The sequence below is a fragment of the Nocardioides sp. NPDC057767 genome (assembly GCF_042798275.1).
Taxonomy (GTDB): Bacteria; Actinomycetota; Actinomycetes; order Propionibacteriales; family Nocardioidaceae; genus Nocardioides.
The window spans coordinates 76989-90332 of sequence record NZ_JBHVKJ010000022.1 but is presented as its reverse complement, the minus strand read 5'-3'; the positions used below and the strand labels follow the sequence as shown (position 1 = coordinate 90332).

Genomic DNA, 13344 nt, shown 5'->3' with positions numbered 1-13344 from the left:
GGCCGAACGTCTGGACGCACTGAGGCGTCGCTCTCGTCGGCCGAAGCGTCAACCGTTGCCGTCTCGGCCGACGCGCGCGACGTCTCGGCCGACCGGAGCGACGTCTCGGCCGACGCCGGCGACGCCTCGACAGGGAGGGTGATGACCTGGTCGGCGATGTCGATGAGCGCCTCGCGGTGGGCGACGAGGACGACGGCGCGGTCGCGGGCGAGGTCGGTGACGGTGTCGGCGATGATCCGCTCGGTGTCGGGGTCGAGGTGGGCGGTCGGTTCGTCGAGGAGAACCCAGGGGCGCTCGGAGAGTACGACGCGGGCCAGCGCCAGCCGGGCCCGCTCCCCTGCCGAGAGCGAGCGGCCGTCCTCGGCGAGGTCGGCACCGAGCCCGCCGGGGAGCTCGGCGATCCGGTCGGCGAGCGCGACCCGCTTCAACACCTGCCACAGGTCACCGTCGGTCGCCCCCGGCGACCCGAGGCGCAGGTTGTCCGCGATCGTCCCGCTGACGAACACCGGTCGCTGGGGTAGATAGGCGAACTGCCGTCGCCATGCGTCGCTCTCGGCCGGGGTCTGTCCGTCGAGCTCGACGGCACCTGCGTACGTCTCCTGGAGCCCGGCGACGATCGCCAGCAACGTCGACTTCCCGCAGCCGCTCGGGCCGACGATCGCGGTGATCCCGCGCTCCGGGACCGTCGCGGAGACCGGTGCGAGCGCCGGCCGATCGCGGTCCGGATAGGTCAGTCCCACCCCGTCGAGAGACATGCCGAGACGTCGCTCCCGCGAGCCGAGATGGCAGTCGCTGACGACTCGGTCGACCGCACCGACCTCTCGGGCGGAGAGGTCTGCGGTGGCCTCGAGCGTGGCCGTACCCTCGGCGGCGGCGTGGAACTCGGTGCCGACGCGGCGCAGCGGCCAGTAGGCCTCAGGGGCGAGCAGCAGGACGACGAGCGCCGTCTGCAGATCGACGGAGCCCGCTGCGAGCCGGACACCGATGATGACCGCGACCAGGGCGACCGAGATGGTCGCGACGAGCTCGAGCACCGCCGAGGAGGCGAAGGCGATCTTCAGGGTCTCCAGGGTGCGGCGGCGGTAGCGGTCGGTGATGGTGGCGATGACCCCCGACTGCGCACGAGCTCGACCGAAAGCGACCAGAGTAGGCAGGCCCTTCATCACGTCGAGGAAGTGGCCGGCCAGCGCCGACATCGCCCGCCACTGGCCGGCCGCCTGGTCACGCGTGGCGAGCCCGACGAGCACTCCGAAGATCGGGATCAACGGCAGCGTGAGCCCCACGATGAGGCCGCTGAGCGGGTCGGTCCAGGCGATCACCGCGAGCACCATGACGGGCAGTACGCACGCCAGCACCAGCGCCGGGACGTACCGCGTCAGATACGGCTCCGCGGCCGAGACCCCACGCGTGGCCAGGGCCGACAACGACCCCGAGCGACCCGCCTGCCCACGCAGGATCGCGCCGACCACCCGGCGCCGCAGGTCCGCGCCGACGACACCGGCCGCCCGGGCGCCGGCCACGTCGGAGACCACCCCGACGACCGCGCGCCCGGCGAAGACGGCCACGACCGCCAGTGCCCAGCCGCTCACCGAACCGGTGCCGCGGATCGCGGAGATGAGCAGCCCGGTGACGGCGTACGTCTGGATGATCAGCAGCACCGCCCCCAGCACCCCGGCCGCCACCACGACCGCGAGCGGCCGCCGGGCCACCGTCAGCTGAGCTCGCAGTCGCGGGTCGTTCGGGCGCATCTCAATGAGCGGCGGGGATGTGGTGGATGGAGATCCGCTTGCGGAAGATCCAGTACGTCCAGGCCTGGTAGCCCACCACGATCGGCGTGAACACCGCCGCGACGATCGTCATCAGCTTCAGCGTGTAGGGCGTCGCCGCCGCGTTCGTCGTGGTCAGCGAGTTCGCGACGTCGGTGGTCGAGGGCATCACGTCGGGGAAGAGCCCCACGAAGAGCCCGGCCACGGCCAGCCCGATCGCGAGGAAGGTGCCCGCGAAGGCGAGCCCCTCACGACCGACGTACGCAGCCCCCAGCCCGCCCACGAGCGCGAGCGCCGCCACGACGAAGATCACCGCGGTCGCCAGGTTGCCGGTGAGCGCCTGGGTCCAGACCAGGAACACGACGGCGAGCACGGCCGCGACAACCCCGGTCTTGAGCGCCAGCGCGCGGGCCCGGCCGCGGATCTCGCCGTCGGTCTTCAGCGCGATGAACACCGCACCGTGGGTCACGAACAGCGAGAGCGTGACCAGGCCGCCGAGGAGACCGTAGGGGTTGAGCAGGGTCAGGACGGTGCCGGTGAACTCGAAGTCGGCGTCGATCGGCACCCCGCGCACGATGTTGGCGAACGCCACACCCCACAGGAACGCCGGGACGTACGACCCGAAGATCACCGCGCGGTCCCACCAGCCGGCCCAGGTCACCGAGGGCCGCTGGTGGCGGTACTCGAACGCGACCCCACGCACGATCAGCGCGATCAGGATGAGGAACAGCGGCAGGTAGAAGCCGGAGAACAGCGTCGCGTACCACTCCGGGAACGCCGCGAAGGTCGCTCCACCCGCGGTCAGCAGCCAGACCTCGTTGCCGTCCCAGACCGGACCGATGGTGTTGATCATGACGCGCCGCTCGCGGTCGTCGCGGGCCAGCACCGGAAGCAGCATGCCGACGCCGAAGTCGAAGCCCTCGAGGACGAAGTAGCCGATCCACAGCACGGCGATGAGGCAGAACCAGATTGTCGTGAGTTCCATCGCAGGCTCCTCAGTACGCGAAGTTCATCGGCTCGTCGGCATCCGACTCGGAGCCGCGCAGGGACGGTGAAGGTGGCTCGACGAACGGGTCCGGAGCCTTCTTCACATACTTGATCAGCAGGCCCACCTCGATGACGGCGAGGACCGCGTAGAGCGCCGTGAATCCCAGCAGCGACATCCACACCTCCCACGGCTCGACGCCCGGCGAGACGCCGTTGGCGGTGGTCAGCACCCCGAAGACGACCCACGGCTGGCGTCCCATCTCGGTGAAGATCCAGCCCATCGAGTTGCCCAGCAGCACCATCACCGGCGCGGAGATCGCCAGCGCGGGAAGCACCCGTCCGACGAACCCTGTCGGCGTACGTCCCCGACGAGTCAGCCACAGCACCGCCAGGCCGACGAGACCGCCGACGACACCGAGGCCCATCATCCAGCGGAACGTCCAGTAGGTGACCGGGATGTTGGGGGTGTAGTCACCGGGTGAGTAGTAGGTCGCGCCCGGCGTCGCCCCGTAGGTCTCGCGGTACTTCTCCTGCAGGTCGTAGATGCCCTCGACCTTGCCGTCGAAGGTGCCGGTGCCGAGGAAGGAGAGCACGCACGGCACCTCGAGCGCCCACTTCTCGTGCTTCCCGTCGCGGGTGCCGATGGTGAGGATCGAGAACGGCGCGCAGGAGTCGGAGGTCTCCCACAACGCCTCCGCGGCCGCCATCTTCATCGGCTGCACCTCGGTCATGATCTTGCCCTGGATGTCACCAGAGACCGCGACGCCTACGCCGGAGAAGACCATCACCCAGGCCGCCAGCACCATCCCGCGCCGGTACATCGGGCGCTCGACGTTGTTCTCCCCCGGCCGGCGCATGTAGAGCCAGCCCAGGATGCCGAGCATGAAGGCGGCCGCGGTCAGGTACGCCGCGAGGATGACGTGCGGGAACGTGCCCAGCTGCACCTTGTTGAACATCACCGCCCAGAAGTCGGTGAGTTCGGCGCGGCCGGTGACCTCGTTGAACTTGTAGCCGACCGGGTGCTGCATCCAGGAGTTGGCCGCCAGGATGAACCACGACGACGCGAGCGTGCCGAGGTGGACGATCCACATGCACGCGTTGTGCAGCGCCCGCGGCAGCTTGTCCCAGCCGAAGATCCACAGCCCGAGGAAGGTCGACTCCAGGAAGAAGGCCAGCAGCGCCTCGATCGCCAGCGGGGCCCCGAAGACGTCCCCCACGAAGCGGGAGTAGTCCGACCAGGTCATCCCGAACTGGAACTCCTGCACGATCCCGGTGACCACACCGAGTGCGAAGTTGATCAGGAAGAGCTTCGCGAAGAACTTGGTCAGCCGAAGCCACTCAGGATTCTTCGTACGCAGCCAGATCGTCTCCAGCACGGCGACGAGCATGGTGAGTCCCACCGTGAGCGGGACGAACAGGAAGTGGTAGACGGTCACGATGCCGAACTGCCACCTGGCTAACTCCAGGACGCTGTCCACGTCAGTCACTATGACACTGCCGTCTCACCGGCCACACCACCCCCTCCCCTAGGCATACGTCCCATGTGTCGTGGCTTACGTCCCTTGTGAACTGCTTCACAAGCGACGCCCCAGCGCTGAAGCGCTCCGCGAATTGCGAAGCAATCACAAACAACTCAGCGCCGAAGCGCTCCTCGTCTGGACGCAGCGCAGTGAGGAGCGAAGCGACGAACGGAGCGGAGGAAGACGAGGATCAAGCGAAGGCGCTGCGCGAATTGCGAAGCAATCGCAAACAACCCAGCGCTCGCGGATTGCGAAGCAATCGCAAATAACCCAGCCCGGCCGCCCTGGGCTCGAGGTCACGACCGCGGGGGGATGATCGCGACCTCGAGTCCGGGACGGCCGGGCTCTGTAGGTCTTCGTGCCACCAGGGCCGCAATCAGATGGGGGAGCTGATGCGGCAACCTGGTGGTCACTCAGTGGTGCAGGCCGAGGTGAACCTCAGCCCGTGAGATCACTATCTCATCATCCAGGGCCAGAGGTTGCGGTCGCGGACGGACTGTTTACGTACTGTAAACAGGTAACCTGCGTATCAGTAGACCTAATACGCGGGCGATACAGCGCTCCCACAGAAAATCCGGTATGCATTTGGATGTACCTTGAGGTGGGGGGTGACCATGTCTGATCGCGAAGGTGTCCTCGCGCGGGTGGTCGACGAGGTCGCCGACTACGTCGGTGCAGGCCTGAGCGTGCATCTGGTCGGCCCCCGAGGCTCCGGACGCAGCGAGCTCTGCGGGCTGATCGCCGACCGCCTCGAGGACGACGGCCTGTCCGTCTTCCAGCTCAGTGGCCACCGCGCCTGGCAGAACGAACCGTTCGCGGCACTCCTCGCCGCCGGCATCGGCGGAGCGACACCGCCCGGCCCCCGCAGGACCATCGGCGAGATGACCGCCGCGCTGAGCAAACAGCTCGGCAGCGGCACGGTGATGGTGATCGACGACGCCGACGCGCTCGACACCTACTCGGTCGGCGCCCTGCGCAACGTCCACCGCCAGCGTCGCCTCCTGGCGGTGACGAGCAGCCGCCACCAGCACCCGGTCGCCGAGGACACGCTGATGCTCGGCATCGCCCCTTCGGTGCAGGTGCGCTCCCCCACGCTCGAGGTCAACGAGGTGCACGAAGTGTGCCGGGCGATCCTGGGCGGCCCGGTGGAGGCCGGGTCGCTGGCCCGGATCTCGATGACCACCGGCGGTCTGCTCGGCCTGGTCCGGGCGATCGCCACCGTCGGGCCCCGGGCGGGGGTGCTGGAGCAGCTCGACGGGCTGTGGCGGCTGCCGCGGCGTACGGGCTGGGCACCTGCGCTGGCCTCGGCCGTCGAGCCACTGGTCGCCGGGCTCGACCAGGCTGCCTGGGACGGTGCGACCGCGCTCGCGGTGACAGGGCCGGTGCCGCTCGACGAGGCCGAGAAGCTGCTCGAGCGCCATGTGCTCGACGCGCTCTTCGCCCACGGGCTGGCGCGCCACAGCGAGGACGGACCGGGCAGCGGCGTCGTGGGCCTCTACCCGCCCCTCATCGGCGACTACCTGATCACCGAGGGCTCGGCGTTCGGGCTGGTGATCGCGCGCAACCACCTGGCCGCGGAGCAGCGGCTCCTCGACTACGCCACCCATCGGCCCCGCGGTGCCGACGCCGCCCTCCTCCACCAGCGCTCTCTGCGTCAGATGGCCGACGAGGTCGCCCGCGCACGCCGCTCCTGGACCGAGATGCCCTCGCCCGAGACCGCGCTGCCGCTGCTCGTCGCGCTCCGCAACACGGCCGCGCCTCGTGACCAGATCGACGAGGTCGAGCGGCGCACCCCGCTGACCGACACCCAGGAGTCGGCCTGGATGCTGGCCTGGTTCGCCACCTGGAAGGCGGTCGGGCTCGGTGACCTGCAGGCGGCCAAGGACGTCCTCGACGACGGACTGAAGCGGCTGCCGGCCTTCGCCGCGACGCTCGAGGCCGCCAGCGCCCACCTGCAGTTCCAGACCGAGTACGTCCCCGAGCTCCCGACGGTCGAGCCCGACCCGCGCGACACGACCGGCCCGGAGATGCTCGCCGTGGTGGCCGCCGAGCGCCTCCTCGCCGCCGGGATGGTCGAGCAGGCGCGCAACCTGCTGGAGAGCCAGCAGCCTCAGCACCAGTTCTCCGCTGGACTGCTTGCCTTCCTCACCGGACTGGCCGACGTTCTCGGCGGCGACCTGGACCGCGGCATCGACTTCGCCCGGGAGCAGCTCGAGGAGGCCAACCGGAGTGGGGATGCGATGCTGATCCAGGCCCACGCCTACCTCTGCGTCCTCGGCCTGAGCATCGCGGGTCGGCTGACCGAGGCGAGCCAGGCCGCGTTCCAGAGCCTCTCCTCCTCGAGCGTCGCGGCCTATCGCGACGTCGCCCACACCGGCATCCTGACGCTCGGCGCGGAGATCGCGATGGCGCAGGGCCGCCCGGAGTACGCCCGCAGCCTCGCCTCCCAGATCGGTGGCGCAAAGGTGGCCCTCGGCCCGTGGCCGGGGATGGTGGCCAGCATCATGGCGCCGGCCAGCGGACGGATGCCCAGCCTCAAGGAGCTGTGCGAGCTCGTCGGTCAGCGGCTGGACGCCGGCTACGTCACCGGCGGCATCTTCCTCGCCGTGGAGGCCATCGAACGCGGCGCCAACGAGAACAAGCACATCACCCGGGCCGCCGGCCTCGCCGCAGGCACCGAGAGCCCGCTGCTGCAGGGCATGGGGGCGTACGCAGCCGCCACCGCCGCCGGCGACGTCGACGCACTCCGCGAGGCGATCGTCATCCTGGCCGATGCCGGCGCCCTCGTGTTCGTGACCAGGGCCGCCATCTCACTGGCGATCCTGCAGCGTGAGGCCGGCGACCTCGCCGAGGCCGCCGAGACGCTCGACCTCGCGTGGGAACGCTCCGAGATCTCCGGAAGCCGGGCCGGGCTGTTCCGTCGCGCGGCGGTCCACATCGGGCTCTCCGGACGGGAGAGCGAGGTGCTCCAACTACTGCCCGACGGCCCCACCACGGCCTCGCTCGCCGCAGACCTGGAGATGAGCACCCGCACCGTCGAGACCCACCTGCACAACATCAGCCGCAAGACCGGGGTGTCCGGTCGCGAGGACCTCGCCCGGGTGGCGAACACCTGGCTGCGGCCGGCGCCGAACGGCGACTACTCAGCGGGCGTCAGGCACTTCACCAACGGGTCGTAGAGCGCCTTGCTGGCCTTCTGGTCCGCCTCAGAGAGATCCTCCGGGCTGATCTTCGAGACGTCCTCGGCCTCGACCAGCAGGCGTACCGCCTCATCGGAGAGGTCCGACTCGTAGTAGGTCTTCGCCAAGCACACGGCCTGCTCGTCGGTCACCTGGTCGCCGCTGCTCTGGGTGATCTGGCCCTTGATGTCCGCGACGCTGGGACGATCGCCGCCGCCACCGCTGCCGTCGCCGCCGCCACAGGCGGACAGCGAGAGGAGCGTGGTCAGAATGGCCGCGGCGAAGGCCGACCGGCGCGTGTGGGGGTACGCGATCATGACCACGCATCATGGCGTACGCCACCCTCCCCCGCTAGGGGGGAGGGTATGCGGCGCCTCAGGATCTGGTCAGGCGCTGGTCAGGAAGAAGAGCAGGTCCTGGCGGGTGAGGACACCGACCGGCTTGCCGTCCTCGTGCACCAGCAGCGCGTCGGAGTCACCCAGGGTGTGGGCGGCATCGTGGGCGTCGGCGTTGGAGCCGATCGAGGGCAGCGGCGGCGACATGTGCTCCTCGACGGAGTCGGTGAGCTTGGCCTTGCCGGTGAACAGCGCCTCCAGCAGGGTCCGCTCCGAGACCGAGCCCGCGACCTCGGCGGCCACGATCGGCGGCTCGGCACGGACGACGGGCATCTGCGAGACGCCGTACTCCTGCAGGATGTGCACCGCCTCGGCGATCGTCTCGCCCGGGTGGGTGTGCACCAGGTCGGGCAGCCGGCCGGACTTGCCGCGCAGCACGTCACCGACGGTCTGCTTGGCGTCCTCGCCGGTCGCGAAGCCGTACTGCGCCAGCCACTCGTCGTTGAACACCTTGGTCAGGTAGCCGCGCCCGGAGTCGGGCAGCAGCACGACGATCACGGCGTTCTCGCCCTCCGGCGTGCCGGCCAGCTCCGCGGCGAGCTGCTTGGCGGCGTACGCAGCCATGCCGGCGCTGCCGCCGACGAGCAGCTGCTCCTCGCGGGCGAGCCGGCGGGTGTAGGCGAACGAGTCGGCGTCGGAGACCTCGATGATCCGGTCGGCGATGTCGCGGTCGTAGGTGTCCGGCCAGAAGTCCTCGCCGACGCCCTCGACCAGGTAGGGCCGACCGCTGCCGCCGGAGTAGACGCTGCCCGCGGGGTCGGCGCCGATGATCTGGACGTCCGGGTTCTGCTCCTTGAGGTAGCGGCCGATCCCGGAGATCGTGCCGCCGGTGCCGACACCGGCCACGAAGTGGGTGATCCTGCCTTCGGTCTGGCGCCAGATCTCCGGGCCGGTCTCCTCGTAGTGGGAGCGCGGGTTGTTGGGGTTGGCGTACTGGTTCGGCTTCCAGGCACCGGGCTGCGAGGCGAGCCGGTCGGAGACGTTGTAGTAGGAGTCGGGGTGCTCCGGCGGCACGGCCGTGGGCGCGACGACGACCTCGGCACCGTAGGCCTTCAGCACGTTGCGCTTGTCTTCGCTGACCTTGTCGGGGCAGACGAAGATGCACTTGTAACCGCGTCGCTGGGCGACCATCGCCAGACCGACACCGGTGTTGCCGGAGGTGGGCTCGACGATCGTCCCGCCGGGCTGCAGCTCACCGGAGGCCTCGGCCGCCTCGATCATCCGGGTGGCGATGCGGTCCTTCACCGAACCGCCCGGGTTGAGGTATTCCACCTTGGCCAGAACCAGCGGTCCCTTGCCCGGTTCGGACGCCCCGGCGCCGTCCAACGCACGCTCCAGCCGCACGAGCGGAGTGTTGCCGATAAGGTCGAGAAGCGAGTCCACGTACTCCATGGCCACAGCGTATGTCCACTAGGTGAGATCCCCTATATCCCGATACTGAGTGCCCGGTAATGGGCCGAAGACTTTAGAGTGTCCCCGTGGCGAAGAAGAGTCTGGCACGCAAGACCGCGTACGCCGGCGGGGGTGTTCTGGCCGCGACGGCCGCGTTCGCCGGGGTCCTCGTCGCGGAAGCAGCGCTCGCCGTCCGGGCGACGCATCAGGTCAAGATGCCGGTGGCCCCCTCCCCGACCGGGTGGTACGGAGCACGGCAACCGGGCCGACCGATCAGCATCGCGCTGCTCGGCGACTCGAGCGCCGCGGGCTACGGGATGACCGAGGTCGAGGACACGCCGGGCGCCGTCCTCGCCTCCGGTGTCTCCGAGAAGGCACACCGGCCGGTGCGCCTGCACGACCTCTCCGAGATCGGCGCCAAGTCCTCCGACCTGCACCCGCAGGTCGAGAAGGCGATCGCCGCCGATGCCGACATCGCGGTCATCCTGGTCGGCTCCAACGACGTGATCCGGCGGGTGCGTCCGCGGGTCGCGGTGAGCCACCTCGCCCAGGCCGTCATCCGGCTCCAGGAAGCCGGGGTGCCGGTGCTCGTCGGCACCGTTCCTGACCTCAGCACCGCCACCCCGATCCTGCCGCCGCTGCGGTCGATCATGCGGGCCTGGTCGATCCGTATCGCCGCCGGCCAGATCTTCCACGTCATCCGCGCCGGTGGCCACACCGTGTCGCTGGGTGACGTCCTCGGCCCGGCCTTCAAGGCGACCCCGGCGTTCTGGTTCGGCGCCGACCAGTTCCACCCCTCCGCCGCCGGCTACCACGCCCTCGGCGAGGTTCTGGTGCCGCCGACGCTCACCGTGCTCGGCCTCGTCGGCGACGAGAACGCCATCCTGGAGACCTACAACGGCAAGCACGTGATGCCGCTCGCCGCCGCCTCCCTGCGCGCCGTCATCCGGCCAGGAACCGAGATCGACCCGGCGCCGCGCCCCCGCGGACGCTTCGGCCGCAACTGGGCCCGTGCCCGGTCCTTCGAGAACGAGCACCGCGAGCCCCGCCGCGGCGAGCGCCCCGCCGAGACTCCCCCGCTCGCGGAGATCAACCGGGCTCGTTAGCCCCGCTGGTCGAGCCGCCGGAGCCGCTAGCCGACGGCGTGTCGAGACCAACACTGTTGGCATGCGAAACGAACCGCCCCGCGCCTTCAAGGCACGGGGCGGTTGTCACTTCACGCGACTGGGTCTCGACCCGCTTCGCGGGTTCGCAGGCTCACCCGCTGCGCTCGCTCGACCTGATCGCCGTCGCAGGTCTTCACTCCTTCGTCGTGAAGACCTGCGGGCGATCAGTCCTGCTGGAAGATCGCCAGGAGACGGAGCAGGTTGGTGTAGATCCAGACGAGGCTGACGGTCAGGCCGAAGACGGCGCGCCACGACTCACGCTCAGGAAGCTGGGCACGGATGCCCTGCTCGATCTGGTCGAAGTCGAGGATCAGCATGAAGACACCGAGCGCGAGGCCGGCGATGGCGGTGATCATGCCGAGCGTGCCGAGGCCGAAGAGGCCGAAGCTGGCGCCGAACATGCCGAGCACGAGCTCCATCAGGCTCAGACCCACCATGCCGAACATGGCCGCGATCACGAAGGTGCGGAACTTGTTGCCGACCTTGATGTTGAAGAACTTGTAGGCAGCCAGGGTGCCCGCGAACGCGGCGAAGGTGCCGATCACGGCCTGGACGACGATGCCGCCACCGATCATGGCGTCGAAGACCTTGCTCAGCGCGCCCAGGGCGATGCCCTCGGCAACGGCGAAGGCCAGGACCAGCGCCGGGCTGATCACCCGCTTGAACGAGTTGACCAGGGACAGGATGAAGGCCGCACCGGCACCGAGCGTCGCGGCCATGTAGAGCGGCCCGAGGCTGGCGGTGGAGTTGATGTCGGGGGTCATGACCCACGTCGCGATGGCGGCGAGGAAGACGACGCCGAGCGTGATCGCGCCCTTCTGCACCACCGAGTCGATCGTCATGGGGGCGCCCGTGGTCGGCGCCTGGGGGGCGCCGGTCGACCACTGGCTCGGGTCCTGCCCGTAGCCGGCGTACGGAGCGCCGTTGCCACCGTAGGTCGCGTTGCCGTAGGCGTTCTGCGACGGCTGCCCGAAGCCCTCTGCCCTACGGAACACCGGGTTGTTGCTCTGCATCTGGGGGTCACTCCTCGAAAGCGACGTGAAAGGTGCCGCCACGGTGGCGGCTCCCTACGGCCAGCGTACCGGCCCTGTGTCTCACTCAACGTCCGGGACAACCCTGAGGTTCCAGGAACGCCAAGAGTGCCCCGGGTGGGACTCGAACCCACACTGAAGCGTTTTTAAGACGCCGTCCTCTGACCGATTGGGATACCGGGGCGCTCGGCCGACCTTAGCGTCATAAGTACGTCTGGCGCTGGTGGAGCGCGTGGGCGCCCGCGACGCGGTCGATGAAGAGCAGACCGTTGGTGTGGTCGATCTCGTGCTGCAGGCAGCGGGCCTCGAAGGCATCGGTGACGATCTCGACGGTCTCGCCGGTGACCGGGAGCTGGCCGCGTACCTTCAGCCGGGAGGCGCGCTTCACGTCGCCGGTCAGGTCGGGGACGGACATGCAGCCCTCGCGCGCCTTCTCGTTACGGCTGGCCTCGACGACCTCCGCGTTGCACAGGACGTACGTCCCGTGGTGGGTCCTGGTCTTGACGTGGGTGGAGACGTCGACGCAGAAGACCCGGGCCGAGACCCCGACCTGGTCGGCGGCCAGGCCGACGCAGCCGGGCGAGACCCGCATCGTGGCGATCAGGTCGGCGGCGAGCTGGACGGTCTCGGGGGCCGCGGGGTCGACATCCTTGCCGGGCACGGAGAGGACGTGGGCGGGGGCCCGTACGACGTCGAGCACCTTGCCCTCGACACCCAGCTCCGCCTCGGTCCAGGCCAGCACCCGCTCGTTGATCTCGCTCACAGGTCGTCGGCCTCGATCGGCCGCAGGGTGGCGTCGACGCCGAGCTCCTGGGTGACCCGCTTGATCGACGCCTCCAGCACGGCGACGTCGGCGTCCGCCGGCAGCTCGAGCTCGGCGACGACGACATAGAGGTCGCCGGAGAGACGGGTGGTGAGGTCGGTGATGTTGCCGCCGACGGCAGCGATCTCGGCGGTCACGGTGGAGACGATGCCGGGCCGGTCGCCGCCGTGGACGGAGAGGACGAAGAGCTGTCCGGCACCGGCCGGTGCCTGCTCCTCGGGGAGCTCGTAGACCGTGACCGTCAGCGTGCCGTCGGAGGCGATCGGCTCGAGGTCGGCCTGGATGGCCTCCGTGGTCGCCTCTCCCGCGCACAGCAGCGTCATCGCGAAGTGACCTCGCAGCCGGGTCATCGTCGAGTCCTCGAGGTTGAGTCCGAGTCCGGCGAGACGGGAGGTCGTGTCGGCGATGATCCCCGGGCGGTCGTGTCCCAGGACGGTGATGGCGTGGATGGTCACCGAACCATTGTCACCCGCGGCCCGCCCACGTTGCCCACCGGCCGGGCCCTGCGCGAGCCGACGCCTTCGGCGCGACTGCGATGGCCAGGCTCGCGCGATCTTCGTTCGCGCGGGTCCCTAGCCCAAGGCGTCGTGATGAGTCCGGTTGCGGACGATCTCGTCCTGATGCTGTTTCACCCACCCGACGAGGTGATCGACGGCGGACGCCAGTGAGCGGCCGAGATCGGTGAGTTCGTATTCAACGCGGGGCGGCACCTCCGCGTATGCGGTGCGAGTGGCGAGCCCGTCGCGGGTCAGGGCGCGGAGAGTGTGGCCGAGCATCCGCTGGGAGATGCCGGGCACATTCTCGTGCAGCGCTGTGAAGCGCATCGGCCCACTGTCCAGCGCGGCGACGATGAGCATCGTCCACTTGTCACCGACGCGGGCAAGCACGTCTCGGACCACCAGGATCGTGTCCAGGCAGTCCGGCGCGATCCCTCGCCCAGCCAGCTCGCTGCGAAGTCCAGTGGTCACGATTGCGTCCTTCCGAGTGCGTTGCTGACGTCAAAGTGCGGGTGGTAGCGACGGAAGCATCGCCGTCCACCCCACGTTTCCTACTGACAGTAACCATTGGTGACGCACAAACTGGAG

At 69.5% G+C, this 13344-nt stretch carries 11 protein-coding genes and 1 tRNA gene; 2 read left to right on the top strand and 10 right to left on the bottom strand.

Features of this window, described 5'->3' with window-relative positions:
* The 3 genes from cydD to ACFVDI_RS13500 all read right to left on the bottom strand — a co-directional run.
* Positions 1 to 1748, bottom strand: a 1748-nt coding sequence (gene cydD, locus ACFVDI_RS13510) for a thiol reductant ABC exporter subunit CydD (protein WP_378905687.1), incomplete at its 3' end; no start/stop codon positions are given.
* A 1-nt stretch (position 1749) separates the two neighbouring features.
* The gene (gene cydB / locus ACFVDI_RS13505) at positions 1750 to 2751 is read right to left on the bottom strand and encodes a cytochrome d ubiquinol oxidase subunit II (RefSeq protein ID WP_378905684.1); all 1002 of its coding nucleotides are present in this window, start codon (positions 2749 to 2751) and stop codon (positions 1750 to 1752) included.
* 10 nt (positions 2752 to 2761) lie between these two features.
* A complete protein-coding gene (locus ACFVDI_RS13500; RefSeq protein ID WP_378905681.1) occupies positions 2762 to 4231 on the bottom strand; it encodes a cytochrome ubiquinol oxidase subunit I in 1470 nt (489 codons plus the stop codon).
* Positions 4232 to 4887: 656 nt separating this feature from the next.
* Between ACFVDI_RS13500 and ACFVDI_RS13495 the strand changes: the two genes are divergently transcribed.
* Positions 4888 to 7452 carry a LuxR C-terminal-related transcriptional regulator gene (locus tag ACFVDI_RS13495; RefSeq protein ID WP_378905678.1) on the top strand — a complete coding sequence of 855 codons (2565 nt, stop codon included), beginning with the start codon at positions 4888 to 4890 and terminating at the stop codon, positions 7450 to 7452.
* Here the strand turns inward: ACFVDI_RS13495 and ACFVDI_RS13490 are convergent.
* Positions 7413 to 7769, bottom strand: a complete 357-nt coding sequence (locus tag ACFVDI_RS13490; protein WP_378905675.1) for a hypothetical protein — start codon at positions 7767 to 7769, stop codon at positions 7413 to 7415. The two genes, ACFVDI_RS13495 and ACFVDI_RS13490, sit on opposite strands and share 40 nt — an antisense overlap.
* Before the next feature lie 69 nt (positions 7770 to 7838).
* On the bottom strand, positions 7839 to 9239 hold the full coding sequence (locus tag ACFVDI_RS13485) for a cystathionine beta-synthase (protein WP_378905672.1): 1401 nt from the start codon (positions 9237 to 9239) through the stop codon (positions 7839 to 7841).
* Between the two features lie 86 nt (positions 9240 to 9325).
* Between ACFVDI_RS13485 and ACFVDI_RS13480 the strand changes: the two genes are divergently transcribed.
* Positions 9326 to 10345: an SGNH/GDSL hydrolase family protein gene (locus tag ACFVDI_RS13480; RefSeq protein ID WP_378905669.1), complete on the top strand. Its 1020-nt coding sequence runs from the start codon at positions 9326 to 9328 to the stop codon at positions 10343 to 10345.
* Positions 10346 to 10569: 224 nt separating this feature from the next.
* Here the strand turns inward: ACFVDI_RS13480 and ACFVDI_RS13475 are convergent, their stop codons facing one another.
* The 5 genes from ACFVDI_RS13475 to ACFVDI_RS13455 all read right to left on the bottom strand — a co-directional run bounded on the left by ACFVDI_RS13475 (position 10570) and on the right by ACFVDI_RS13455 (position 13227).
* Positions 10570 to 11418: a Bax inhibitor-1/YccA family protein gene (locus tag ACFVDI_RS13475; protein WP_328532237.1), complete on the bottom strand. Its 849-nt coding sequence runs from the start codon at positions 11416 to 11418 to the stop codon at positions 10570 to 10572.
* A 127-nt stretch (positions 11419 to 11545) separates the two neighbouring features.
* Positions 11546 to 11620: transfer RNA gene (locus ACFVDI_RS13470), tRNA-Leu, on the bottom strand.
* 18 nt (positions 11621 to 11638) lie between these two features.
* Complete coding sequence (gene def / locus ACFVDI_RS13465; RefSeq protein ID WP_378905665.1) at positions 11639 to 12199, bottom strand: peptide deformylase; 561 nt, start codon at positions 12197 to 12199, stop codon at positions 11639 to 11641.
* Positions 12196 to 12714 (bottom strand): glycine cleavage system protein R, encoded by a 519-nt coding sequence (locus tag ACFVDI_RS13460; RefSeq protein ID WP_378905662.1) that lies wholly within the window; start codon positions 12712 to 12714, stop codon positions 12196 to 12198. Before ACFVDI_RS13460 ends, def begins: the two co-directional genes overlap by 4 nt.
* 117 nt (positions 12715 to 12831) lie before the next feature.
* Positions 12832 to 13227, bottom strand: a complete 396-nt coding sequence (locus ACFVDI_RS13455) for a winged helix-turn-helix transcriptional regulator (RefSeq protein WP_378905659.1) — start codon at positions 13225 to 13227, stop codon at positions 12832 to 12834.
* Between the last annotated feature and the right edge of the window lie 117 nt (positions 13228 to 13344).

Excerpts from the sequence above, each read along its gene's own strand:
- cydB (WP_378905684.1), bottom strand. The coding sequence starts at position 2,751 with ATGGAACTCACGACAATCTGGTTCTGCCTCATCGCCGTGCTGTGGATC.
- ACFVDI_RS13495 (WP_378905678.1), top strand. The coding sequence starts at position 4,888 with ATGTCTGATCGCGAAGGTGTCCTCGCGCGGGTGGTCGACGAGGTCGCC.
- ACFVDI_RS13490 (WP_378905675.1), bottom strand. The coding sequence starts at position 7,769 with ATGATCGCGTACCCCCACACGCGCCGGTCGGCCTTCGCCGCGGCCATT.
- ACFVDI_RS13485 (WP_378905672.1), bottom strand. The coding sequence starts at position 9,239 with ATGGAGTACGTGGACTCGCTTCTCGACCTTATCGGCAACACTCCGCTC.
- ACFVDI_RS13475 (WP_328532237.1), bottom strand. The coding sequence starts at position 11,418 with ATGCAGAGCAACAACCCGGTGTTCCGTAGGGCAGAGGGCTTCGGGCAG.